Genomic DNA, 21,685 nt, shown 5'->3' on the forward strand with positions numbered 1-21,685 from the left:
GTCGTGGCCTCCCGGGGTGTTCCCGGACCGGGCGCCGGGGGACAATCTGGGCACCGGACTTGCGCACCGAGGAGGACTCCCGTGGACGTCGTCATCCTGCCGACCGCCGCGGACGTGGGGGCGCACGCGGCCGACCTCGTCGCCGCCCATATCGCGCGGAAGCCCGACACCGTGCTCGGCGTGGCCACGGGGTCGTCGCCGGTGGGGATCTACCGGGAGCTGGCCCGGCGGCAGCAGGAGGGCGCGCTCGACCTCGGTGGGATCCGCTGCTTCGCCCTCGACGAGTACGTCGGGCTGCCGCCCGGCCACCCGGGCAGCTACGCGACCTTCCTGGAGCGGGAGGTCGCGCGCCCCTTCCGCCTGCCCCGCTCCCGGGTCCGGCTCCCCGACGGCCGGGCCGGCGACCTGGAGCGGGCGTGCGAGGACTACGAACGGGCGATCGCGGAGGCCGGCGGCATCGACCTGCAGATCCTCGGCATCGGCACGAACGGCCACATCGGCTTCAACGAGCCGGTCTCGTCGCTGTCCTCCCGCACCCGGGTCAAGGCGCTCTCCGCGCAGACGCGCACCGACAACGCCCGGTTCTTCGCCGACGACGAGGAGGTGCCCACGCACTGCGTCACGCAGGGCCTGGGCACCATCCTCGAGGCCCGGCAGGTGGTCCTGGTGGCGCAGGGCGAGCGCAAGGCCTCGGCCGTGGCCGCCGCGGTGGAGGGGCCCGTGTCGAGCATGTGCCCGGCCTCGGTGCTGCAGTTCCACCGCCGGGCCACGGTGGTGCTCGACGAGCCGGCGGCCGGCGGGCTGGCCCTGGGGGACTACTACCGCTTCGTCCTGCAGGCCAAGGACCGCTTCCGGGGGCGGGCGTGAGCGGAGGGGGCCGGCCCGGCACAGGGACGGGCCCCGGCGCAGCAGTGCGCCGGAGCCCGTGTGCGGGGTCTGGGGCTCGCGCCTCCGGACCCGGTGGAGCTCGTGGTGAGCGGGACGCTCAGCCGGACTCCTTCTGCAGGCGCTCGATCAGCATCCGTTTGCCCTGGGTGCCGGCCTTGAGGTTGTTCTCCTGGATCTTGCGGAACCAGTCCGCCAGCTCGGTGTCGCCTGCGGCGTCGGCGTCCTTGATGTAGGCGTCCACCTTCCACGCCATCTTCAGCGACGCCTCCAGGATGGACAGGAGGTCGTAGTTGGCGTCCTTCACGGGGCTCTGGGGATCGGCCATGGTGTCTTGCCTTCCTCTGCGGAACGGGAACTGCAATCACTTCTGACGTGCCGTGGATTCGCGGCATCTCCACGCTAGGACTGCTCCCTGCGCCGGACAATGAACGGGCGGTACGTGACGCGGATGCGTCACGTACCGCCCGGGACGGCGCTTCGCGCCGGCATCGGCGGGACGCCGCTCAGGGCGCGGCGGGAGCCGCTCCGGCGTCGCCGCCCGTCGCGCCCTGCTGGGCCGCACCGTCGGAGCCGAGCTGGCCGGCGCCCGATCCGGTGCCGGTGTCCGTCCCGCTGCCGGTGTCCGTGCCGGTCTGGCTGCCGTCCAGCGGCTGGGTGCCTGCGGCGCCGTCGCCGGTGGCGGGCAGGCCGCTGTCGGTCTCGGCTGCACCGGTGGTGGCCTCCGGGGCAGGCGCGCCCTCCTCGACCGTGGGGGCGGTCGTCGGCGCCTCCGTCGGTGCGATGCCGTCGGTGCCCGTGGTCGGGGTGACCTCACCGGCGCCCGGGGCCTGCTCGTCGGCCGGCGCGGTGGTGGCCGGGGTGCGCACCGAGACCGACTCGCTGCCCGTCACGGTGCGCTGGATCGTGCCCGTGCCGCCGGACAGCTCGGTGCCGGTCAGCGCCTGGACGCCGAAGATGGCCGCGAACGCCAGCCCGAGGATGACGCCGGCGCTGACCAGGACGGGCTTCAGCTTCAGCTGCCGGAGCCGTCCGAGGCGGTCGGCGGGCTCCACGGCGGTGCTGCCGTGGGTCTCGGGGACCACCACCCCGTCGCGGGTGAGCACGCGCTGGGCCACGACCGTGCGCACCTTCTTCAGGCCGTAGCGGCTCTTCTCGAGCGAGGTGGAGTAGACGACGAGTGCCACACCGGAGACGATGCTCGTCAGCGCGGCGCCGATGACGGTGCCGACCACGCTGAGGTGGCCGCCGATCACCGACATGGTGGCCGCGGTGGCCGCGCCGGCCACCAGGCCGGGGATGTTCAGGGCGGGGCCCTTCTTCTCGGGCTTCTCCGCCGTCTCGGCGTCGGGGGACCGGTCCTCGGCGGGTGAGGTGTCGGTGCGGGGTTTTTCCATGGTCATGGTGAGGTCCTCGTCAGGTCGCGGGATGGGGGGCCGATCCCCGCGACGTCGCCCGGGCCGGCCCTTCCCATTATCCGGATTGACCTGGGAGAACGCGCAAATGGTGGGCGGTCTCACGTGCAAGGAGCCTGATCATCGGGCAATGCGTCGCGGTGTTGCGCCGGGTCCTGGCGGAGGACGCGGTCCCGCAGCCGTGCGGAGCGTGCGCCCGTGGGAGGATGCGTTCCCCTGGGAACGGCCCGTCCGGCGACCGTGCCGCAGCAGGTGACGGAGACCGGAGGACGGAGACCGGAGAAGGAGGGAAGCGTGCCGGAGGCCGAGCTCCACCCGACGGCCGCCCTGGTGCGCCGCCTCCTCAAGGCGCAGCTGCCGGAGTCGTTGCAGGCGCTCGCCGCCCAGCCGCTCGGGCCGGTGGTCCAGGGCTGGGACAACGCGATGTTCCGGCTGGGCCCCTCTCACGTCGTGCGCCTGCCCGTCCGCCAGGCCTCCGTGCCGTGCCTCACCAACGAGATGCGGTGGACGGCTCGTGCCGCTGCGCCGCTCGCCGTGCTCGGGGTGGAGACTCCCCGGCAGGTCTTCCACGGCCGGCCCGGCGCCGGGTACCACTGGCCCTGGGCGGTCACGCAGTGGATCGAGGGTGAGGCCGTCGCGCTCCTGCCCGTCGGGCGGCGCGACCGCCTCGCCCCGGCCCTCGCACGAGCGCTGACCGCGCTGCACCGGCCGGCGCCGCAGGACGCTCCGCACAATCCGTACCGGGGCGTCCCGCTCGCCGACCGGATCCGAAGTGTGGCCGAGCGCCGGCCGTCCGTCGACGCGGCGCTCGGGGCTCACCGGGGAGAGCAGCTCAGGAGGATCGTCGACGACGGACTGCGCGCCGCCCCGTGGCGGCGGCCGCCGGTCTGGCTGCACGGCGACCCGCACCCGTGGAACCTCGTCCACCGGCAGGAGCGGCTGGCCGGGCTCATCGACTTCGGGGACGTCTGCGCCGGGGACCCCGCCTCCGACCTCGCCACCGCCTGGCTGACCCTCGACGCCGCCCAGCGCTCGGCCTTCCGTGACATCGCCGACGGGAGCGGCCGGTACGACGACGACGTGTGGCGCCGTGCCGCTGCCTGGGCTGCGATCTACGTGACGGCGCTGGTGGCCGACCCGGCGTCGTCGCAGGAGTTCGCCGGAGTGGTCGAGCACGCGGTGGGTCAGCTGGTGTCCCTCGGCGGGCGCTCGGGCTAGCGGCTTCTCGACCACAACCCATTTTGTTGTCGTGTCCCTCTTTGGGGGGATGGATAACTCCGCCGAAGGCTGTGCCGAAGGTGTTCGGCGTCAGGAAAGGGTTGTATAGCGCCTGGTCAGTCCCTGATTTCTGGCGGTTTTCACGGACCTGGGCGTCATGGACACCCCCGTCCCCCCAAGAGCCCACACGGCTCCATATGATGCATATGCAAACACTTGCTCGATCCGTAAGGGGACAACATGAAGAAGTTCACCGCAGCCGCCGCTGTGCTCGCCGCCGCAGGGTTCACCGGTCTGTCGATGGCTCCGGCCTCGGCCGCGCCCTACTTTGCGAACTGCAGCGAGGCGAAGGCGCAGGGCGTGTACAACATCCACTCCAGCGACTACCGCTTCGACCCGACGCTGGACGGTGATGGCGACGGCTACGGTTGCGACAACTCCGACTTCCCGCTGGCACCTGTGCTGACCGCTCCCGGTTCGGTGGTCACGGACACCACGGCGAACAGCTTCCCGAACTGCGATACGGCGGCTGCGTACGGCGCGTATGACATCCCGGTCGGCGATCCCCGTTACGCCGCCCACCTCGACGGTGACTCCGACGGCATTGCCTGCGAGACCGGTGGCGACGTGCAGACGGACGTCATCGTCGACTACGTGCCCGAGTCTTGGAACAACGGCACCGGCACCGGCTACGGCCAGGTCGGCCAGGTGCCCGTCGGTGGCGCCGACACCGGCGTGACCGTGGAGGAGTCCTCCTCCGTGTCCGGTCTGGCCCTCGGCGGCATGGCCCTGGTGGCGGCTGCCGGCGCGACCTTCATGGTCCGCCGCCGCACCGCCCAGGCGTAGTCCTGACGGATCCCTCGAACTGATCGGATAGATTCCCTCCGTGATGAGTTCATTAGACGACCGCCGCAGGGGCCTGATGGCTGCTGCGGCGGTCGTCGTGCTCTTGCTGACCGGCTGTGCAGCCGCCGCGCCGGAGCAGGTTGCCGCCACGAGCACGCCGTCGGCGACCGCGTCCGCCACGCCCGCGCCGGCTCCGACGCCCTCGGCTGCTCCCATGCCGTCGGCGACAACCCCGACAGCCACACCCGCTCCCGCCCCGTCGGCGACAACGCCCGACGCCACGCCCGCTCCCACGCCCTCGGCCGCCGCGTCCCCGGCGCCCGAGGCGCTGCCGCCGGTCATGGAGGAGTCCGCGCCGGTGTCCGTCCGGATCCCCTCCGTGGGCACCGAGTCCCAGCTCCTCAGCCTCGGGCTGCGGGAGAACGGCTCCCTCGACGTGCCGCCGGGCGATCCGGGATCGCCGGCCGCCTGGTACAACGGCTCGCCCACGCCGGGAGAGCGGGGCCCGGCCGTCCTGCTCGGCCACGTCAACGCCACCGACGGCGGCCCCGGCGTCTTCGCCGGCCTGCGCGCCCTCGCTCCCGGTGACACCGTCGAGGTGCTCCGGGAGGACGGTACGACCGCGGTCTTCGCCGTCGACCGCGGCGAGCAGTACGGGAAGGACGCCTTCCCCACGCTTGCCGTCTACGGGAACACCGAAGGCTCCGAGCTCCGCCTGATCACGTGCGACGGCTACGACCCCGCCACCGGCGAGTTCGACGACAACTACGTGGTCTACGCCAAGCTCGTCGTCTGATCACCCCTGCGGCGCGCAGCATGCGGGGCGATGGGTGCGGCCGGAGATCTCGATCCGGCTACTGACATTGCACTCGTTAACGACTTACGATGCGTTCGCACACCACTCCTTCCAGAGATCGTGGGGACCCCGTGAAGAAGAGCGCAGCAGCAGGCGTGGCACTGGCGGCAGGAGTGGGGCTCTCCGCCCTCTCGATGACCCCGGCCTCGGCCGCCTTCGTGTTCACCGACTGCTCCCAGGCGGCCGGGTTCGGCGTCTACAACATCCCGGCCGGCTCGCCCAGCTACAGCGCCGCCCTCGACGACGACGCCGACGGTGTCGCCTGCGAGAGCGCCGACTGGCCGTTCGACCCCACCCGCATTCCCATCGAGACCAGCCCCGGCGTGTACGAGCACCACATCTACGACTGGGTGCCCGGGGCCGGACCCGGATCGGACCAGTTCTCCCAGGTGGATCAGGTGCCGGTCGGCGGCGCCGACACCGGCGTGACCGTGGAGGAGTCCTCCTCCGTGTCCGGCCTGGCCCTCGGCGGCCTGGCCCTGGCCGCGGCCGCCGGCACCACCCTCGTGGTGCGCCGCCGCGGCGCCCGGGCGTAGCTCCGCCAGCCATTGGACCGACCGACAGGATCTCCTCCGTGACGAGTCCGACCCGCGACCGCCGCAGGGGCCGCCTGGCCTCTGCGGCGGTCGCGGTCCTGCTGCTGAGCGGCTGCGCCGGCAGCGTGCCCGCCCAGCCCGAGGTGGCCCCGGGATCTTCGCCGGCCTGCGCAGCCTCGCTCCCGGTGACACGGTCGAGGTGCTCCGGGAGGACGGCTCGACCGCGGTCTTCGCCGTCGAGCGCGGGGAACAGTACGCGAAGGACGCCTTCCCCACGTCGGCCGTCTACGGGAACACCGCGGGCGCGGAGCTGCGCCTGATCACGTGCGACGGCTACGACCCCGCCACCGGGCTGTTCGACGACAACTACGTGGTCTACGCGAAGCTCGTGGCCTGACCCTCCTGCCGCGGTCTCCTCCCACGGGAGGAGACACGCCTGGTCCTCCAGATGGAGGTGCCATTGCGAATTTCCCGAGAGGATGGAGGGGAGTGCCGTCCCGACCCCCGTCCGCGCAGGACGCCGCCCGGACGCGCCCGCCGACTGCACACTCCGACGGAAGGAAGACGTGGCGACCTCCGCGGTCCTCGAGGCCGAGAACCTGGTCAAGATCTACGGCCGGGGCGACACCCGGTTCGACGCCCTCAAGGGGGTGAACCTCCAGATCGGGCGCGGCGAGTCCGTGGCGATCGTGGGCAAGTCCGGATCGGGCAAGTCCACGCTGATGCACCTGCTGGCCCTCCTCGACGCGCCGACCCACGGCGTGGTCGCGCTGGACGGCCGCCCGGCGACGGCCATGGCGGACAAGGAGGTCAACAGGCTGCGCAACGCCACGTTCGGCTTCGTCTTCCAGCAGTTCTTCCTGACGCCCAACCAGACGGTCCTCGAGAACGTCGTCCTGCCGCTGAAGATCGCCGGGGTGAGCGCCGCGGAGCGCAGGCGCCGCGGGATGGAGGTCCTGGAGCGGCTCGAGCTGGCGGACAAGGCGTCCAGCAGGGCCACGGACCTCTCCGGCGGGCAGAAGCAGCGCGTGGTGATCGCCCGCGCCCTGGTCAACGACCCCGCCGTCATCTTCGCCGACGAGCCCACCGGCAACCTCGACTCCGCCACCGGCGCCGTGGTCGAGGACATCCTCTTCGGCCTCCACCGCGAGCGCGGCATCACCCTGGTGATCGTCACGCACGACGAGGACCTCGCGGCCCGCTGCGACCGCCAGGTGTACCTGCGCGACGGCTTCGTCGTCGAGGAGGTGACGGCCACCGCGGCCGAGCCCCGGTCGGAGACCCCGTCCGCGTCCCTGCCCGCGCCCCGGCCCGTCTCCCGCGGCCGGCACGTCGCGCCGCCGAGTGCCGCCGAGGGCGAGTCCGCAGGAGGTGCCCGGTGAAGCTCGTCGACCTGCTCCGGAGCGCCGTCTCCAACACCCTGCGCGCCAAGGTGCGCACCTCCCTGACCGTGATCGCCATCTTCATCGGCGCGTTCACCCTGACGCTCACCTCCGGCGTGGGCACGGGCGTGAACCGCTACATCGACGACACCGTGGCGGGCTTCGGCGACGCGGACGCGATCTTCGTCCAGAAGTCCCAGCCCATGGCGAACCCGTCCGACGACGACGGGCCCCGCGAGTACGACCCCGAGTCCGCCGAGATCGAGACCGGGTTCGGCATGTCCTTCGCGGGGCTGTCCGCCGAGGACATCGAGACCATCCGGGCCATCGACGGGGTGGAGTGGGTGGCGCCCATGTACAACGTGACGCCCACCTACCTCGCGAACGAGGCGGGCGACCGGTTCGAGCTCTCGCTCGGCGCCCCGGCCGACGCCGCCGGGCTGCAGATGGTGGCCGGGGAGATCCCGGCCGCAGACGCCGACGAGGTCGTGGTCCCGGACAGCTGGGTCGAGGACCTCGGGTTCTCCTCCGCCGAGGACGCGGTCGGCGGGACGGTGGAGATCGTCATGACCGACATGGCCGGCAAGGACCGGCCCTTCGAGGTCACCGTCTCCGGCGTCACCCAGGCCAACCTGGCCGGGACGGCCGTGAACCCCGTCCCGTCCACCGGCCTGCAGAAGAAGCTCTACGAGTACCAGGTCAGCGGCGGCGCCCGGGAGGTCCCGGAGAGCTACATGATGGCCGTCGCGAACGTGGAGGACGTGTCCCGGGCCGGGGAGATCAAGGCGCAGCTGGCCGACGAGCAGATGATCGGCGTGACGGTCGAGGACCAGCTGGGGATGTTCAAGGCCGTCATCAACGGCATCGTCTGGATCCTCAACTCGTTCGCCATCATCGCGCTGGTCGCCGCCGGCTTCGGCATCGTCAACACCTTGATGATGTCCGTGCAGGAGCGCACCCGGGAGATCGGCCTGATGAAGGCCATGGGCATGAGCGGGGGCCGGGTCTTCGGCCTGTTCTCCCTGGAGGCCGTGTTCATCGGCTTCCTGGGCTCCGCCATCGGGGCCGCCGCGGGCATCGCGGTCGGCTCCACCGTGAGCCGGGTGCTCTCCGACGGCCTGCTCTCCGGGCTGCCGGGGCTGTCCCTGTTCGCCTTCGACCCCGGGAAGGTCGCCCTGATCGTGCTCGCCGTCATGGCGATCGCCTTCCTCGCGGGGACGGTCCCCGCCGTCCGGGCGGCCCGCAAGGACCCCATCACGGCCCTGCGCTACGAGTGACGCCCCGAGCCGCCCACCCCTCCGCCGCCGACCCCCAGCCGCCCCCACCGAAGGAGACCACCCCATGAGCACCCAGCCCCCGCAGTACCCCGACCACGCCTCCCCTGCCGGGGGCCCGCCCCGGTACACCCCGGGCACCGACCAGTACGGCGCCGCCGGCGGCCGGTACGGCACCGGCGCCTACGACCCGAACCAGTACACCGGCACCGCGGCCGCGCCGGCGGAGCTGAAGAAGCTCCTGACCCTGACCCTGGTCTCGGCGGGGCTCTACCTCCTCAGCGGTGCGGTGGCGATCTTCGCCACGGCCAGCACGGACATGACGGACGTGTACCGGCAGATGGGCATGCCCAGCGACCAGGCCGCCCTGATGGCCGAGCAGGCGGGCGGCGTCGCGACGGCCACCTCGGTCATCACCCTGGTCATCGCCATGGCGCTCTACGCCCTGGTCTACGTGTTCCTCAAGAAGGGCAGGAACTGGGCCCGGATCCTGGGCATCGTCCTGGCGATCCTCGGAGCGGTGGGCACCCTGTTCGGCTTCATCGGCGCCCTGGCCTACGGGGGGACGGGCATCGTCATGATCGTGGTCGGGGCCCTGTTCGTCGTGGCCAACATCCTGTGGCTCGTGACCGCGTTCAAGGCTCCGGTCGCGCGCTGGTTCGGGCAGTACCGCACGGCCTGACCGGCTCGCCTCGCCCGCGAGCTCTCCCCGCCCGAGAGCTCTCCCGGCCCGAGAATCTTTTCCCCGACAGTGCAGAACGGCGCCGCCCAGGAAACCTGGGCGGCGCCGTTCTGCACTGTTCTGCTGCGGTGCCGGGCGCGGGTCAGACCTGCCCGCTCCCGCTGAAGAGCACGTACATGCCGATCAGGCTGCCGACGATGGCGATCCAGCCGAGGACCTTGCCGGCGGTGGCCTTCACCCCGAGACGCTCGGCCTTGCCGGCCTGCCACAGGGCGAGCGGGCCGAGGACGATGCCCAGGATGAACAGGCCCACGACGCCCAGGACGATGGAGGTGGTCTTGTGCTTCTGCCCCTGCGCGGCGTTGCCCTGCATCCCGCCCGGATAGCCCTGCATCCCGCCCGGATAGCCCTGCATCCCGCCCTGGTGTCCCGGCTGCTGACCGTACTGGTTCTGGCCGTAGGGGCTCTGCCCGTACTGGTTCTGCTCGTACTGGCCCTGGCCGTACTGCCCCGGTCCGGGCTGGCTCTGGCCGTACTGGTTCTGGCCGTACTGGTTCTGACCGTACTGCTCCTGGCCGTAGGGGGAGTTCGTGGGGTCGGAGCCAGGGGTCTGGCCGCTCCTGTTCGGATCCATGGAAGAGCCTCCGTTTCGATTCGTCGCCCGACGGTCCCGGAGGAGTTCCTGCGGCCGCCGTGGAGCGGGCGATCAGTAGGCGAACGGTACCCCGGAACGGGGGCCCCGGAACCCGGCCACCGGGGTGTCGGCCGAGACCGTCCCGTCCCCCCGGCACCGGGGGCTTCCCACCTGGGCGGATGCCCGGACGGGCATCTTCTGTGACGCGGCGCCGGGAGGCCCTCTGGGACTGCCGGGCGCCGGGATATCCGACGGCGGTTCTGCCGCACCATCCCTCTCCGAGGGGACAATTCCGCCCCGTGACAACCGTCACTGTGCTTTTCGGCCGACCCGTGTAGTGTCATCACCAGTTGTTGAAGTTTTCGTTTTTGCATTTCAAGCCGTTTCGGCCCGCTCTGGGCAAGGCAGTTTTTCTGAGAAGACGTTTTTGGCAGGCATCACAACGTTCGAGCACCCCGACCGCCGGGGACCGCTCCGCTTTTCAGGAAGACAGGTCAAAAATGACTACTGGCACCGTCAAATGGTTCAACGCTGACAAGGGCTTCGGCTTCATCACCCCCGAGGACGGCTCCAAGGACGTGTTCGCGCACTTCTCGGCGATCGCCTCCAGCGGCTTCCGCTCCCTCAACGAGAACGATCGCGTCGAGTTCGAGACCCAGGACGGCCCCAAGGGCCCCCAGGCCGCGAACATCACGGTCGTCGCCTGAGATCCTTCTGATCTCGGTCTGAGACTCCCGACGCCGGGCTGACCGCCCGACGTCGTCCCGGGAACGCCCCCTGCCACCGGCAGGGGGCGTTCCTGCATGCCCGGCCCCCTCGCGCGGCTCCCGCTGACGGCGAAGAGCAGACCCCCGGTCGCCCTCAGCGGCCAACTCGCGGAAAAAAGTTCCGGCCACCACCCATCCACCTCGCCCCCGGCGCCGAACACCCGGTACACACGTCGACGACGTGGACCAACGGCACACACGGAAGAGGTTCCCCCGATGAACACGAAGATGCTTCTCGCCGCACCCGCCCTGGCGCTCGGCGCCCTGTCGATGGCCGCGGCCCCCGCGACCGCCCACGAGGGCGACATGTGGTCGAGCCCGGCCACCCTGAACACCCTGAACAACAGCGGCACCACCGGCCAGGCCATGGTCGACGTGCACGGCACGGAGGCCACGGTCACGGTCGAGGTGTCCGGCGCGGCTGAGACCTTCATGGACGGCCCGTTCCCGCACGCCCAGCACATCCACATCGCCGCCCAGGGCACCTGCCCGGGCCCCGAGGCGGACACCGACGGCGACGGCGTGGTCAGCACCACCGAGGGCCACCCCTTCTACGGCCACATCGGCACGTCCCTCACCACCGAGGGCGACATCGGCGCCGACTCCGGCCTGGCCGTGGACCGCTTCCCGGGCGGATCGGCCTACTCCTACGAGCGGACCTTCGAGCTCGACGCCGAGACGGCCGAGTCCCTGAAGAACGGCACCGCGGTCGTCGTCGTCCACGGCGTGGACCCGGCCAGGATGCCCGCCGCCGCCGCGGAGAAGATGAGCGACCTGGACCCGGCGCTGCCCGCCGCCGCGACCCTCCCGGCCGCCTGCGGCACGCTGGCCTCCTCCCAGATGGGGGCCATGCCCGAGGGCGGCGCCGACACCGGCGTGGCCCAGGAGACCGGCTCCACCACCGGGGCCGTGGCCCTCGGCGGCGGTGTCCTGGCGGCTGCGGCCGGCGGCGCCTGGGCCCTCCGCCGTCGTGCGTCCCGGGCCTGACCCCAGGGCACGGCTCCTGCCATGACGGGATCCCACACCGGTCGCCGCGGAGGCCTGCTGGCCTCCGCGGCGACCGCCGCCCTCCTCGCCGGGTGCGCCGCCGGGCCCGCGCCCGACGACGGCGCCGCGTCCGCTCCCAGCACCACCGCGGCCACCGCGGCGCCGACCGCCTCGGCGGCAACAGCGCCGAGCCCTGAACCGAGCGCCGCACCGGCCGGCCTGCCCCCGGTCCTGGCGGCCTCGGCGCCGGAGTCCCTGGTGATCCCGGCGATCGGCCTCCGCTCCGAGCTGCTGCACCTGGGCCTGCGCGAGGACGGGTCCCTCGAGGTCCCGCCCGAGGGCCCGGGCTCCCCGGCGAGCTGGTACGACGGCTCGCCGGCGCCGGGGGAGCGCGGCCCGGCTGTGCTGCTGGGCCACGTCAACGCCACCGGCGGCGGCCCCGGCGTCTTCGCCGGCCTCCGCTCGCTCGTCCCCGGCGACAGGATCGAGGTGCTCCGGGAGGACTGGAGCACGGCGGTCTTCGTCGTCGACCGCGGCGAGCAGCACGGCAAGGACGACTTCCCCACCCTGGAGGTCTACGGCAACACGGAGGGGGCGGAGCTGCGGCTCATCACCTGCGACGGCTTCGACCCGGGCACCGGGGAGTTCGACGACAACTACGTGGTCCACGCCTCCCTGGAGGCATGAGGCGGCCCGCGCTCCGGGGCCTCCGCGCGTCCCGCGGGGCTGCGTCCCCCGGATGTGGGACAGTGCCGGGAGTGAACACCGGCGCAGCCGCGGCGCGGCACGGGGAACGGACAGCGAGAACGGATGACTGAACCAGGAACGGGCACGGGCCGGGAGGGCCGTGCCGCCGTGGACGAGCAGCCCGACCTGGGCGCCCTGCTGCGGCGCAGCGGGGCCGGGGACGAGGCGGCGTTCGCCCAGGTCTACGACCTCACCGCGGCCAAGGTGTACGGTCTGGCGGTGCGGGTCACCCGCTCCCCGGAGATCGCCGCCGAGGTCGTGCAGGAGGTCTACCTCATGGCCTGGCAGCAGTCCGCGCGCTTCGACCCGGAGCGCGGCACGGTCCTCGCGTGGCTGTGCACCCTGGCCCACCGCCGGTCGGTGGACCGGGTCCGCCAGGTCCAGCGGGAGCGCGACCGCGAGCAGCAGTACGGGAGCGTGCGGGCCGAGATCCCCGCCGACGAGACGTGGCAAGGAGTCGAACGGGTCATGGAGACGCAGGAGGTGCGGGCGGGCCTCGACGCCCTCACGCCGATCCAGCGCGAGGCCGTCTCCCTGGCCTACTACGAGGGATGCAGCCACCGGGAGGTGGCCCAGCGGCTGGACGTGCCGCTGGGCACGGCCAAGGCCCGGATCCGGGACGGTCTGAGCAGCCTGCGCACGGCACTGGGGGTGGGGCGATGAGCGAGATCCACGACTCCGCGGCGCTCTACGCCGTGGACGCGCTGGAGCCCGGCGAGCGCGAGGCGTTCGAGGAGCACCTGCGGGAGTGCGCCTCCTGCCGCCGCGAGGTGGCCGAGTACGCCGAGGTCGGCGCGCAGCTGGCCGACGGCGTGGCGCAGGCGCCGCCCCCGTCCCTGCGGGAGGACGTGCTCGCGGGGATCCGCGGCACCGCGCCCCTGCCGGCGCTGCCCGGCGCACCTGCCGCTCCCGTGCCTCCTGCCGGTGACCGCGGGGCGACGGTCGTGTCCCTCGACGGACGACGCCGACGCCGCCCGCTGCCGGCCGCCGCCGCTGCCGCGGTGCTCGTGGGCGCGGCCGCGCTGGGCGGCTGGGCGCTGGGCGTGCAGACCGAGCAGCGGCAGCAGGAGCAGCTCGCGGCCCAGGAGGAGCAGGAGCAGACGCGGCAGAACCGGCTGCTGGGCGCCCCCGATGTGGTGACCCGCGCCATCGAGCTCGACGGCCGGACCGCCACCGTGGTCGCCTCGCGGCAGGCCGGGGAGGCGCTGGTTGTCTCCTCCGGCCTGCCCGACCCCGGCGAGGGCCGGGAGTACCAGCTGTGGCTGATGGAGGACGGCGTCCCCGTCCCGGACGTGCACTTCTCCGGCGGGGAGGTCCGCACCTGGCTGGAGGGCGACGTCGGGGACGCCGCCGCGGTGGCCATGACGGTCGAGCCGGTCGGCGGCTCGCAGACGCCCACCCTGCCCGTGGTGGCGAGCGCGGAGCTCTGACCCTCCCGCGAGGCGCCGCACGCCGGCGCTGCCGGCGCCGCCGGGCGGCACCTCGCGGGAGGAGGGCTACGAGGAGGCGCGCAGGTGGTCCATGACCGCCGTGTCGACCTCCGCCGGCTTCTCCTCCGCCAGGAAGTGGCCCGCGTCCACGGCGGTGCCGACGGCGCGGGGGAAGCGCCGCCGCCACAGGGCGAGCGGGTCCTCGCGGACGCCGACCACGCCCTTCGACCCCCACAGCACCAGCGCCGGCATGTCCCGCTGCTCGTGCTCGTCGGCCTCGTCGATCTCGCGGTCGGGCCCCGCGGCCGCGGCGTAGTCGCGGCACCACGCGTCCACGACCTCGGGGTGCTGGGCGGCGTCCTCGTACGCCTGCAGCGCCTCCGGGTCGAAGTCCACGGCCGTCCCGCTGATCCCCTGCAGGGTGTGCCGCACGAAGAACGCCGGGTCGGAGCCGATCAGCCGCTGCGGCAGCCCGCCGCCCTGGGCCAGGAACGCCCAGTGGTAGTACTTGTGCATCAGCCACGCGTCCATCGACCGCCACACCTCGAGGGTGGGCAGGATGTCGAGCAGGGTCACGGACAGCACCGCGCCGGGGTGGTCGAAGGCCAGGCGGTGGGCGGTCCGGGCCCCGCGGTCGTGCCCGACGACGTGGAACCGCTCGTGCCCCAGGTGCCGCATCAGCTCCACCTGGTCGGCGGCCATGGCGCGGAAGGTGAAGTCCTCGCTGTGCGCCCGCGAGTGCCCGTAGCCGCGCAGGTCCGCGGCTACCACGGCGAACTCCCGGGCGAGCGCCGGCGCGAGGTGGTGCCACATGTGCGAGGTCTGCGGAAAGCCGTGGAGCAGGAGCACGGCCGGCCCGTCGCCCGCGCTGTGGGCGTGGATCACGGCCCCGGACACGGGGACCACGTGGATGTCGAAGCCGTCGAAGTGCGGGGCCATGGATCCTCCTGGGCTCCGGTGCGGACGTGCCGTGAGGGCCCCGTCCGGGGCGCGCCGGTCGGGCGCCCTGCGTCGATGGTGGCGGCTCGCGCCACGCTCTGTCCATGCCCGGCGCGCGTGGCCGCGCCCGGGACTCCGGGGGACGCATCGGCCGTCGCCCTTGACGAGGAAATCAGGGGCGGGTCTGCTGGACCCAGGACCCGCCCACCCGGCGTCCGCGCGCGGGGCCTCCCGGGCGCCTCCCAGACCCCGAAAGAGCGTGCAGCATGAGCAGCATCACCGTCATCGGCTCCGGCAACATGGCCCGCGGCATCGGCGCGCGCGCCGTCGCGGCCGACTACGACCTGCAGATCCTCGACCGGGACGCGAACAAGGCCGCCGCCCTGGCCGAGGAGCTGGGCGCGGGGGAGGCCGGTGCGGTCGGCGACGCCCTGACCGGCGAGATCGTGGTGCTGGCCGTGCCCTTCGAGGCGGCCTCGGAGATCGTCTCCCTGTACGCCGGGGCCCTCGACCGCAAGGTGCTCGTGGACATCACCAACCCCGTGGACTTCTCCACCTTCGCGGGGCTGACCGTCCCGGTCGACACCTCCGGCGCCCAGGAGATCGCCAAGGCCGCGCCGACCGGCACGCGCGTGGTCAAGGCGTTCAACACCACCTTCGCCGGGCCGCTGGTCAACGGCGAGGTCGACGGCGAGGTCCTGGACGTCCTCATGGCGGGCGACGACGACGACGCCAAGGCCACCCTGGCCGCCTTCGTGGAGGCCGCCGGGCTGCGGCCGATCGACGTGGGCGGGCTGTCCATGGCGCACTGGCTCGAGGGCCTGGGGCTGATCAACATGGCCGTCGCGGCGGAGTCCGGCAACTGGGGCCGGATCATCAAGTTCCTGGGCTGAGCCGACCGCCCGCCGGGCCTGGGACGTCTGGGGCGGGCCGGGGTGGGTCAGAAGGGCGACGGCCCGGCCTCCAGGACCACGCCCGGCGCCGCGTCCTGGGCGGCGTCCTGGGCGGCGTCCGCGACGGCGGGGCCGGGGATCAGCACGAACGTCGAGGCGAGGGTGGCCACGCCCAGGCCGAGGAGCAGCTCGCGGCGGGACGGGATGCGGATCATGGGGATGTCCTTCGTCGAGGGGGCACGGCGGGGGTGGTCCGCCGCCACCGTAGGCAGGCCGGCGCGGGACCGGCCATGGACCTTCCGCCACACCTTTCGTCGAGCCCGGCCGTGGGCCGCGGGAGCGGCCGGTGAGCGGGGGCGTCGTCGTCCGGGCGCGTGCGTGCCGAGGGCCACTCCCGGCCGGCTCGGCAGCACGGGGCGGTGTTCGGTAGGCTGGGGGCGTCGAAGGGGAGTAGTTCCCGCCGTCCGAACAGGACGGACGTTGCGGTGCATCGACATACTGGCGTCCCAGGACGGTACGCCCGGTGCGCCACCCGAGCATCCACGGTGCCGGGCGAGCGAGACCTTCGGCCGGACACCGCTCCGGCCGGCCTCGTGCACCCTTCGCGCGGATCCGGCCGGGCCCTGCCTTAGGACCGCGATGACGAACACTCCCGAGCACGACACCACCCCCGCACCCACGCCTGCCGAGATCCGCCGCTGGCGGCGCTACCTGGCCGACGAGCGCTCCGAGGCCGCGGTCTACCGCGACCTCGCCGCCCGGCGCAGCGGCGAGGAGCGCGCCATCCTGCTGGGCCTGGCCGAGGCCGAGAGCCGCCACGAGCAGCACTGGCTGGCCCTGCTCGGCCACCACGTGGGCCACCCCCAGCGCGGCACGCTCCGCTCCCGCTTCCTGGGCTTCATGGCCCGGCACTTCGGCTCCGTCTTCGTCCTGGCGCTGATGCAGCGGGCCGAGTCCCGCTCGCCGTACGAGGACGACGACCACGCCACCGACGCGATGGCGGCCGACGAGCAGATCCACGAGGAGGTCGTCCGGGCCCTGGCCACCCGCGGCCGCAACCGCATGGCCGGCAGCTTCCGGGCGGCGGTCTTCGGCGCCAACGACGGCCTGGTCTCCAACCTCGCCCTGGTGATGGGGATCAGTGCCAGCGGCGTCTCCAACCACGTGGTCCTGCTGTCCGGGATCTCCGGGCTGCTCGCCGGCGCGCTGTCCATGGGGGCCGGGGAGTACGTCTCCGTGCGCTCGCAGCGGGAGCTGCTGGAGGCCTCCACCCCGAACGCCGAGACCCGGCACAAGGTGCCGCTGCTCGACGTCGAGGCCAACGAGCTGGCCCTGATCTACCGCGCCCGCGGCATGACCCCGGAGCAGGCCGAGATCAAGGCGGCCCGGGCGCTGGACGCCCCCCACCAGGAGAGCGACGTCGCGGCGCCCGCGCCGGACGTCGACGAGCACGAGGCGGTGGGCACCGGCCTGGGCGCGGCAGCGTCCAGCTTCTGCTTCTTCGCCTCGGGCGCGATCCTGCCCGTGCTGCCGTACCTGTTCGGCCTGAGCGGCCTCACCGCGCTGGTCGTGGCGTCGGTGATCGTCGGCCTGGCGCTGCTGTCCACGGGCGCGGTCGTGGCCCTGCTGTCCGGCGGGTCGCCGGTGCGGATGGCGCTGCGCCAGCTCGCGATCGGCTACGGGGCCGCCGCGGTCACCTACCTCCTGGGCATGCTGTTCGGCACCACCGTGGCCTGACCGGACCCGAGACAACGATGGGGTTCCGAAATCGGCCAGCCGGCTGCGAGGATCCCGTCGTGCGCGAGACTGGACCACGCCATGCACGGCCTTTCCCGGACGGCAGCGGTGCCGGTCCGGGGGAGTGGACACCCGAACCCGGAGGAACGGACAGACCCGTGAACCATCGACTCCCGCCGGGCACGCCCGGCAACGGCATCTCGCGTCGCCGGGCCCTGGGCCTGGCCTCCGCCGTCGGCCTGACCCCGCTGGCCGCCACCGCCTGCTCCCCGGCCAGCCAGGCGTCCTCGGCCGGGGCCGGCGCGTCGGGGACCACGTCCTCGCCCCCGGCCGCCGCACCCGGGCGGCCGCCGGGGCGCGACCCGCTGACCACCGACGCGCAGAACCGGCTGGTGCTGCTGGGCACCAGCGGCGGACCGCCCTGGTGGAACGACTCCCACCGCGAGGGCGTGTCCTCCGCCGTGGCCGTCGGGGACCGGTACTACCTCGTGGACGCCGGGGACGGGGTCGGCAAGCAGATCAAGAAGGCGAAGCTGGGCACCTGGACCCCGGACATGCGCGGTCCGCTCGACGCCCTGGTGGCGGTGTTCCTCTCCCACCTGCACTCCGACCACATCTCCGACCTCTACAACCTGCTGGGCACCGGCCTGCAGAACGGGGTGGCCATCCCCGACCGGGTCCTGGAGATCTTCGGCCCGGGCAACCGGGGCGCCCTGCCCGTGAGCTTCCGGGGCGAGCAGATCCCCGCCGACCAGGTCGTGAACCCCCGGAACCCCACCCCGGGCACCCGGGAGACGATCGAGGCGATGGTCAAGACCTTCGCCACGGACTTCAACGACCGCATCATCGACTCCGGCTACCCGCCGCCCCGGGACTTCTTCACCGGCCGTGACATCGCGCTGCCCGCCGAGCTGGTCGACGACCCCAACGGCGACCCGCACCCCCGGATGAGCCCCGTCGACGTCTTCGAGGACGACCGGGTCAAGGTCACCGCCACCCTGGTCCAGCACGCCCCGGTCTTCCCGGCCTTCGCGTTCCGCTTCGACACCGACACCGGGTCCGTGACCTTCTCGGGGGACACCGGCCCCAGCGAGAACCTCGTGGAGCTCGCGACCGGTTCGGACATCCTGGTGCACGAGGTCATCGCGGCCCAGTGGGTGGCCCAGCGCTACCCCGAGCCCCGCGACGCGGCGGCGGAGGCCGAGTACCAGCACCTGGTGGGGGCGCACACCACGATCGAGGACGTCGGCGACATCGCCGAGCGCGCCGGGGTCAGGACGCTCGTGCTCAACCACCTCGTCCCGGGCAACTGGCCGGTCGAGGAGTGGGAGAAGGCCGGGGCGAGCTTCTCGGGCGAGCTGGTGGTCGGGGAGGACCTCGACGCCATCGCCATCGGCTGACCGGACCCGCCCACTTCCGGAGCCCCGGGGCATCCGCCGTCGCGGTGCTCCGGGGCTCCGGTCGCTCTCGTCCTGCCGGGCGGCTCAGGCCGTGGCGCCGACCTGGATCAGGGTCTTCCAGGGGTCCTCGAAGCGCAGCACGGCCCCGTCGTGGCGGGTGGCGATCCGGTGGTCCTTCAGGCGCGCCTCGAGAGCGGCGACGTCGTCGGCGGTGGGGAGGTCGATGTTGACCTGGCCCAGCCCCAGGGAGGCCGCGCGCGGCCCGGCCCCGGCGCTGTTCCAGGTGTTGAGCGCGATGTGGTGGTGGTAGCCGCCGGCGGCGATGAACAGGGCCGAGCCGATGTCGCTCATCACCTCGAAGCCCAGGACGTCCACGTAGAACTGCCGGCCCAGGGGGATGTCCCCGACCTGGAGGTGGACGTGGCCCAGGGTGGCCGGGGGCGTGCTCGGGCGGCCCAGGTCCTCCGGGCGCAGGTGGGACTGCAGGAACGCGTTGGGGTCCAGGGGGTTGGTGGCCAGGGTCAGCAGACCGTTGGCCTCGCGCCGCCAGGTGTCGCGGGGGCGGTCGGTGTAGAGCTCGACCCCGTTGCCCTCCGGGTCGTCGAAGTAGAACGCCTGGCTGTAGAGGTGGTCGGCGCTGCCGGTGAAGGAGCCCGGGGCGTGGGTCGCCGTGGAGGCGACGGCGGCGGCCAGGGCGGCCTCGTCCTCGAAGACCACCGCGGTGTGGAACAGCCCGGCCTGGCCGGGGCGCGGCTGCGGCAGGTCCTTGACCTGCCGCAGCCGCATCACCGTCTCGCCGTGCCGGCCCAGGACCGCGGTGTCCCCGGCGTGCTCCAGGACCTCGAGGGTGACGCCGGTGGTGTAGTAGGCGACCATCGCGTCGAGGTCGTGCACCAGCAGCTCCACGGCGCCCATCCGGGTGCCGGCGGCCAGCAGGTCCTCGGCGGGGCGCTGGGCGAGGGAGCGGGGATCGGGGTGCTGGGCGAAGATCGGCATGGTGGGGTGTCCCCTCGTGGTGGCTGGTGCGCGGGAGCCGGGACGGCGGGATCCCAGCTGTTGACGTGGCCCCCACTCTAGCACCGAATAGTTTCTCCTTCAACTACATGGGGATCGAATCGCACTCCCTTGCCGGCGGGCATCCGGTCAGGCGGCGAGCGCCTCCTCGATCTCGGCGGTGAGCTGGGCCGGCGTCGTCGTGGGGGCGTGCCGGCGGATGACCCGCCCGTCCTTGCCGACGAGGAACTTCGTGAAGTTCCACTTGATCGCGTCCCCCAGCACGCCGCCCTTCTCCTGGCGCAGCCAGGTCCACAGCGGGTGGGCGCCGGGGCCGTTGACGTCGACCTTCGCGAACATCGGGAACGAGACGCCGTAGTTGAGGCTGCAGAATTCCCCGATCTCCTCCTCGGTCCCGGGCTCCTGGGCGCCGAACTGGTTGCAGGGGAAGCCGAGCACCACCAGGCCCCGGTCCTTGTAGGTCTCCCACAGCTCCTCGAGGCCGGCGTACTGGGGGGTGAACCCGCACTTGCTGGCGGTGTTCACCACGAGCACCACCTTCCCGGCGTACTCGGACAGCGGCTGCTCGCGGCCGGCGAGGGTGGTGGCGGTGAAGTCGTGCAGCGTGGTCATGGGTGCCTCCTGGGCGCTCGGGGTTCCGTCTCCTCCCATCCTCTCGCGATCTGCCCGCCGCCGCGCGGGGAGGGGTGCACCGCCCGGGTGGGACGGGGCACGATGGGGGTGCACCCCGACCCGGGACCCTCGATCCCGCGACCCCCGACCGCCGACCCCCAGGAGCGCCGATGCCGGCCGAGGACGCCCCGCCCAGGACGGTCCTCTCGGGCCGCCTGCACACCGGCCGTGCCGAGGTCGAGGACGGCGTGGTGGTGGTCGAGGGCGGCCGCGTCCTCCGTGCCGGGCCGCGCGCCGGGGGTCCTGACTTCCACCGGGGCGAGCATCACCAGCTGCCGTCCGGGCGGCTGGTCGTGCCCGGGCTCGTGGACCTGCACTGCCACGGCGGCTTCGGCGCGGACTTCTCCTCCTCCCCGGCGGCGGAGATCCGCCGCGCCCTGGGTGCCCTGCACGCCCACGGCACGACGACGCCGGTGGCCAGCCTGGTCACCGCCGCCCGGGGCGAGCTGCTGCGGGCCCTGCCCGTGCTGGCGGGCCTCGCGGGGGAGGGGGTGATCGCCGGGATCCACCTCGAGGGCCCGTTCCTGTCGCCCGCCCGCCGGGGCGCGCAGGACCCCGCGGGGATGCGCGAGCCGGACCTCCGGCTCGCGGCGGAGCTCGTCGACGCCGCGGCGGGCGCACTGCGGACCATGACCCTGGCCCCCGAGCTCCCGCGCTCGGGCGAACTCGCCGAGCTGCTGGTCTCCCGCGGCGTGGTGCCGTCGGTCGGGCACACCGACGCGGACGCCGCGACGGTCCAGGACGCGCTGGCCCGCATGGCGGAGCTGCTCCGGGGCGCCGGTCCGGAGCGGCGGGTGCCCACGGTGACGCACCTGTTCAACGCCATGCCCGCCCTCCACCACAGGGCGCCCGGCCCGGTGCCCGCCTGCCTACGCGCCGCGGCGGCCGGGCAGGCCGTCGTCGAGCTGATCGCCGACGGCGTCCACCTCGACCCGTACGTGGTGCGCTGGGTGTTCGAGCTGGTCGGGGCGGACGGCATCGCCCTGGTCACCGACGCGATGGCCGCCACCGGCCTCGCGGACGGCACCTACCGCCTGGGCCCCGCCGCGGTGCGGGTCCGGGACGGCGCGGCGACGCTGGCGTCCGACGGCTCGATCGCCGGCGGGACGGCGACCCTGCTGGAGGTGCTGCGCCGGACGGTGGCGGCCGGGGTGGCGCTGGACGACGCGCTGCGCTCGGCCACCGTCGTGCCGGCGCGCGTGCTGGGTCTGGCGGGGGAGGTGGGTGCCCTGGTGCCCGGGGCCCGCGCGGACCTGCTGGTCGTGGACCGGGGGCTCGAGCTGCGCGGTGTGATGCGCCGGGGCCGGTGGGTGCTGCCTTGTGAGCAGGGGTGACGCAGATTACACTCCGTAGAGATCAGATATCAGATAT

The 21,685-nt window shown here is 73.2% G+C and carries 25 protein-coding genes; 18 read left to right on the top strand and 7 right to left on the bottom strand.

What is annotated here, in order from left to right:
* The first annotated feature begins 81 nt into the window (after positions 1 to 81).
* A complete protein-coding gene (gene nagB / locus IEW07_RS10660; protein WP_188537025.1) occupies positions 82 to 867 on the top strand; it encodes a glucosamine-6-phosphate deaminase in 786 nt (261 codons plus the stop codon).
* Between the two features lie 118 nt (positions 868 to 985).
* Here the strand turns inward: nagB and IEW07_RS10665 are convergent, their stop codons facing one another.
* Together IEW07_RS10665 and IEW07_RS10670 are read right to left on the bottom strand one after the other, a co-directional pair.
* Complete coding sequence (locus IEW07_RS10665) at positions 986 to 1,213, bottom strand: hypothetical protein (protein WP_188537027.1); 228 nt, start codon at positions 1,211 to 1,213, stop codon at positions 986 to 988.
* Positions 1,214 to 1,391: 178 nt separating this feature from the next.
* Positions 1,392 to 2,288, bottom strand: a complete 897-nt coding sequence (locus IEW07_RS10670; RefSeq protein WP_188537029.1) for a hypothetical protein — start codon at positions 2,286 to 2,288, stop codon at positions 1,392 to 1,394.
* A gap of 306 nt (positions 2,289 to 2,594) precedes the next feature.
* Here IEW07_RS10670 and IEW07_RS10675 point away from each other — a divergent pair, with 306 nt between their 5' ends.
* The 8 genes from IEW07_RS10675 (at position 2,595) to IEW07_RS10710 (ending at position 9,094) form a co-directional block, all read left to right on the top strand.
* Positions 2,595 to 3,518 carry an aminoglycoside phosphotransferase family protein gene (locus IEW07_RS10675; RefSeq protein ID WP_188537031.1) on the top strand — a complete coding sequence of 308 codons (924 nt, stop codon included), beginning with the start codon at positions 2,595 to 2,597 and terminating at the stop codon, positions 3,516 to 3,518.
* A 240-nt stretch (positions 3,519 to 3,758) separates the two neighbouring features.
* Positions 3,759 to 4,364, top strand: coding sequence for an excalibur calcium-binding domain-containing protein (locus IEW07_RS10680; RefSeq protein ID WP_188537033.1), 606 nt, complete (start codon positions 3,759 to 3,761; stop codon positions 4,362 to 4,364).
* A 214-nt stretch (positions 4,365 to 4,578) separates the two neighbouring features.
* A complete protein-coding gene (locus IEW07_RS10685) occupies positions 4,579 to 5,160 on the top strand; it encodes a class F sortase (RefSeq protein WP_229741762.1) in 582 nt (193 codons plus the stop codon).
* A gap of 131 nt (positions 5,161 to 5,291) precedes the next feature.
* The gene (locus IEW07_RS10690) at positions 5,292 to 5,756 is read left to right on the top strand and encodes an excalibur calcium-binding domain-containing protein (RefSeq protein ID WP_188537035.1); all 465 of its coding nucleotides are present in this window, start codon (positions 5,292 to 5,294) and stop codon (positions 5,754 to 5,756) included.
* A gap of 154 nt (positions 5,757 to 5,910) precedes the next feature.
* The gene (locus tag IEW07_RS10695) at positions 5,911 to 6,153 is read left to right on the top strand and encodes a sortase domain-containing protein (protein ID WP_268235532.1); all 243 of its coding nucleotides are present in this window, start codon (positions 5,911 to 5,913) and stop codon (positions 6,151 to 6,153) included.
* Positions 6,154 to 6,322: 169 nt separating this feature from the next.
* Positions 6,323 to 7,138, top strand: coding sequence for an ABC transporter ATP-binding protein (locus tag IEW07_RS10700; protein ID WP_229741764.1), 816 nt, complete (start codon positions 6,323 to 6,325; stop codon positions 7,136 to 7,138).
* A complete protein-coding gene (locus IEW07_RS10705; RefSeq protein WP_188537039.1) occupies positions 7,135 to 8,415 on the top strand; it encodes an ABC transporter permease in 1,281 nt (426 codons plus the stop codon). Before IEW07_RS10700 ends, IEW07_RS10705 begins: the two co-directional genes overlap by 4 nt.
* 64 nt (positions 8,416 to 8,479) lie before the next feature.
* Positions 8,480 to 9,094 (top strand): hypothetical protein, encoded by a 615-nt coding sequence (locus IEW07_RS10710; protein ID WP_188537041.1) that lies wholly within the window; start codon positions 8,480 to 8,482, stop codon positions 9,092 to 9,094.
* Between the two features lie 142 nt (positions 9,095 to 9,236).
* Here the strand turns inward: IEW07_RS10710 and IEW07_RS10715 are convergent, their stop codons facing one another.
* A complete protein-coding gene (locus IEW07_RS10715) occupies positions 9,237 to 9,728 on the bottom strand; it encodes a DUF4190 domain-containing protein (protein ID WP_188537043.1) in 492 nt (163 codons plus the stop codon).
* A gap of 500 nt (positions 9,729 to 10,228) precedes the next feature.
* On the opposite strand from IEW07_RS10715, the gene cspE reads away from it, so the two are divergent.
* The 5 genes from cspE to IEW07_RS10740 all read left to right on the top strand — a co-directional run bounded on the left by cspE (position 10,229) and on the right by IEW07_RS10740 (position 13,659).
* Positions 10,229 to 10,435, top strand: coding sequence for a transcription antiterminator/RNA stability regulator CspE (gene cspE / locus IEW07_RS10720; RefSeq protein WP_188537045.1), 207 nt, complete (start codon positions 10,229 to 10,231; stop codon positions 10,433 to 10,435).
* Between the two features lie 276 nt (positions 10,436 to 10,711).
* A complete protein-coding gene (locus IEW07_RS10725; RefSeq protein ID WP_188537047.1) occupies positions 10,712 to 11,482 on the top strand; it encodes a hypothetical protein in 771 nt (256 codons plus the stop codon).
* Between the two features lie 21 nt (positions 11,483 to 11,503).
* Positions 11,504 to 12,169: a class F sortase gene (locus IEW07_RS10730; RefSeq protein ID WP_188537049.1), complete on the top strand. Its 666-nt coding sequence runs from the start codon at positions 11,504 to 11,506 to the stop codon at positions 12,167 to 12,169.
* A gap of 123 nt (positions 12,170 to 12,292) precedes the next feature.
* Positions 12,293 to 12,892: an ECF RNA polymerase sigma factor SigK gene (gene sigK, locus IEW07_RS10735; RefSeq protein ID WP_188537051.1), complete on the top strand. Its 600-nt coding sequence runs from the start codon at positions 12,293 to 12,295 to the stop codon at positions 12,890 to 12,892.
* A complete protein-coding gene (locus IEW07_RS10740; protein WP_188537053.1) occupies positions 12,889 to 13,659 on the top strand; it encodes an anti-sigma factor in 771 nt (256 codons plus the stop codon). Before sigK ends, IEW07_RS10740 begins: the two co-directional genes overlap by 4 nt.
* Positions 13,660 to 13,725: 66 nt before the next feature.
* Here the strand turns inward: IEW07_RS10740 and IEW07_RS10745 are convergent, their stop codons facing one another.
* Positions 13,726 to 14,598, bottom strand: a complete 873-nt coding sequence (locus tag IEW07_RS10745) for an alpha/beta fold hydrolase (protein ID WP_188537055.1) — start codon at positions 14,596 to 14,598, stop codon at positions 13,726 to 13,728.
* Positions 14,599 to 14,864: 266 nt separating this feature from the next.
* On the opposite strand from IEW07_RS10745, the gene IEW07_RS10750 reads away from it, so the two are divergent.
* Entirely contained in the window at positions 14,865 to 15,491 is a 627-nt protein-coding gene (locus IEW07_RS10750; RefSeq protein ID WP_188537057.1) for an NADPH-dependent F420 reductase, read from the top strand.
* 47 nt (positions 15,492 to 15,538) lie between these two features.
* On the opposite strand, the gene IEW07_RS10755 is transcribed toward IEW07_RS10750, so the two are convergent.
* Positions 15,539 to 15,706 carry a hypothetical protein gene (locus IEW07_RS10755; RefSeq protein ID WP_188537059.1) on the bottom strand — a complete coding sequence of 56 codons (168 nt, stop codon included), beginning with the start codon at positions 15,704 to 15,706 and terminating at the stop codon, positions 15,539 to 15,541.
* Between the two features lie 424 nt (positions 15,707 to 16,130).
* Between IEW07_RS10755 and IEW07_RS10760 the strand changes: the two genes are divergently transcribed.
* On the top strand, positions 16,131 to 17,228 hold the full coding sequence (locus IEW07_RS10760; protein WP_188537061.1) for a VIT1/CCC1 transporter family protein: 1,098 nt from the start codon (positions 16,131 to 16,133) through the stop codon (positions 17,226 to 17,228).
* Positions 17,229 to 17,386: 158 nt separating this feature from the next.
* Complete coding sequence (locus IEW07_RS10765) at positions 17,387 to 18,628, top strand: MBL fold metallo-hydrolase (protein ID WP_229741765.1); 1,242 nt, start codon at positions 17,387 to 17,389, stop codon at positions 18,626 to 18,628.
* An 84-nt stretch (positions 18,629 to 18,712) separates the two neighbouring features.
* On the opposite strand, the gene IEW07_RS10770 is transcribed toward IEW07_RS10765, so the two are convergent.
* Together IEW07_RS10770 and IEW07_RS10775 are read right to left on the bottom strand one after the other, a co-directional pair.
* A complete protein-coding gene (locus IEW07_RS10770) occupies positions 18,713 to 19,624 on the bottom strand; it encodes a VOC family protein (protein WP_188537063.1) in 912 nt (303 codons plus the stop codon).
* A gap of 147 nt (positions 19,625 to 19,771) precedes the next feature.
* Entirely contained in the window at positions 19,772 to 20,254 is a 483-nt protein-coding gene (locus tag IEW07_RS10775) for a glutathione peroxidase (RefSeq protein WP_188537065.1), read from the bottom strand.
* 170 nt (positions 20,255 to 20,424) lie between these two features.
* Between IEW07_RS10775 and IEW07_RS10780 the strand changes: the two genes are divergently transcribed.
* Positions 20,425 to 21,648, top strand: coding sequence for an N-acetylglucosamine-6-phosphate deacetylase (locus IEW07_RS10780; RefSeq protein ID WP_188537067.1), 1,224 nt, complete (start codon positions 20,425 to 20,427; stop codon positions 21,646 to 21,648).
* The last annotated feature ends 37 nt before the right edge of the window (positions 21,649 to 21,685 follow it).

Source organism: Kocuria dechangensis (assembly GCF_014636775.1).
GTDB classification, from domain to species: Bacteria; Actinomycetota; Actinomycetes; order Actinomycetales; family Micrococcaceae; genus Kocuria; species Kocuria dechangensis.

Coding starts and splice junctions, on each gene's coding strand:
- IEW07_RS10665 (WP_188537027.1), bottom strand. CDS start 1,213: ATGGCCGATCCCCAGAGCCCCGTGAAGGACGCCAACTACGACCTCCTG.
- IEW07_RS10670 (WP_188537029.1), bottom strand. CDS start 2,288: ATGACCATGGAAAAACCCCGCACCGACACCTCACCCGCCGAGGACCGG.
- IEW07_RS10680 (WP_188537033.1), top strand. CDS start 3,759: ATGAAGAAGTTCACCGCAGCCGCCGCTGTGCTCGCCGCCGCAGGGTTC.
- IEW07_RS10685 (WP_229741762.1), top strand. CDS start 4,579: ATGCCGTCGGCGACAACCCCGACAGCCACACCCGCTCCCGCCCCGTCG.
- IEW07_RS10710 (WP_188537041.1), top strand. CDS start 8,480: ATGAGCACCCAGCCCCCGCAGTACCCCGACCACGCCTCCCCTGCCGGG.
- IEW07_RS10715 (WP_188537043.1), bottom strand. CDS start 9,728: ATGGATCCGAACAGGAGCGGCCAGACCCCTGGCTCCGACCCCACGAAC.
- cspE (WP_188537045.1), top strand. CDS start 10,229: ATGACTACTGGCACCGTCAAATGGTTCAACGCTGACAAGGGCTTCGGC.
- IEW07_RS10725 (WP_188537047.1), top strand. CDS start 10,712: ATGAACACGAAGATGCTTCTCGCCGCACCCGCCCTGGCGCTCGGCGCC.
- IEW07_RS10730 (WP_188537049.1), top strand. CDS start 11,504: ATGACGGGATCCCACACCGGTCGCCGCGGAGGCCTGCTGGCCTCCGCG.
- sigK (WP_188537051.1), top strand. CDS start 12,293: ATGACTGAACCAGGAACGGGCACGGGCCGGGAGGGCCGTGCCGCCGTG.
- IEW07_RS10740 (WP_188537053.1), top strand. CDS start 12,889: ATGAGCGAGATCCACGACTCCGCGGCGCTCTACGCCGTGGACGCGCTG.
- IEW07_RS10745 (WP_188537055.1), bottom strand. CDS start 14,598: ATGGCCCCGCACTTCGACGGCTTCGACATCCACGTGGTCCCCGTGTCC.
- IEW07_RS10750 (WP_188537057.1), top strand. CDS start 14,865: ATGAGCAGCATCACCGTCATCGGCTCCGGCAACATGGCCCGCGGCATC.
- IEW07_RS10755 (WP_188537059.1), bottom strand. CDS start 15,706: ATGATCCGCATCCCGTCCCGCCGCGAGCTGCTCCTCGGCCTGGGCGTG.
- IEW07_RS10760 (WP_188537061.1), top strand. CDS start 16,131: ATGACGAACACTCCCGAGCACGACACCACCCCCGCACCCACGCCTGCC.
- IEW07_RS10770 (WP_188537063.1), bottom strand. CDS start 19,624: ATGCCGATCTTCGCCCAGCACCCCGATCCCCGCTCCCTCGCCCAGCGC.
- IEW07_RS10775 (WP_188537065.1), bottom strand. CDS start 20,254: ATGACCACGCTGCACGACTTCACCGCCACCACCCTCGCCGGCCGCGAG.
- IEW07_RS10780 (WP_188537067.1), top strand. CDS start 20,425: ATGCCGGCCGAGGACGCCCCGCCCAGGACGGTCCTCTCGGGCCGCCTG.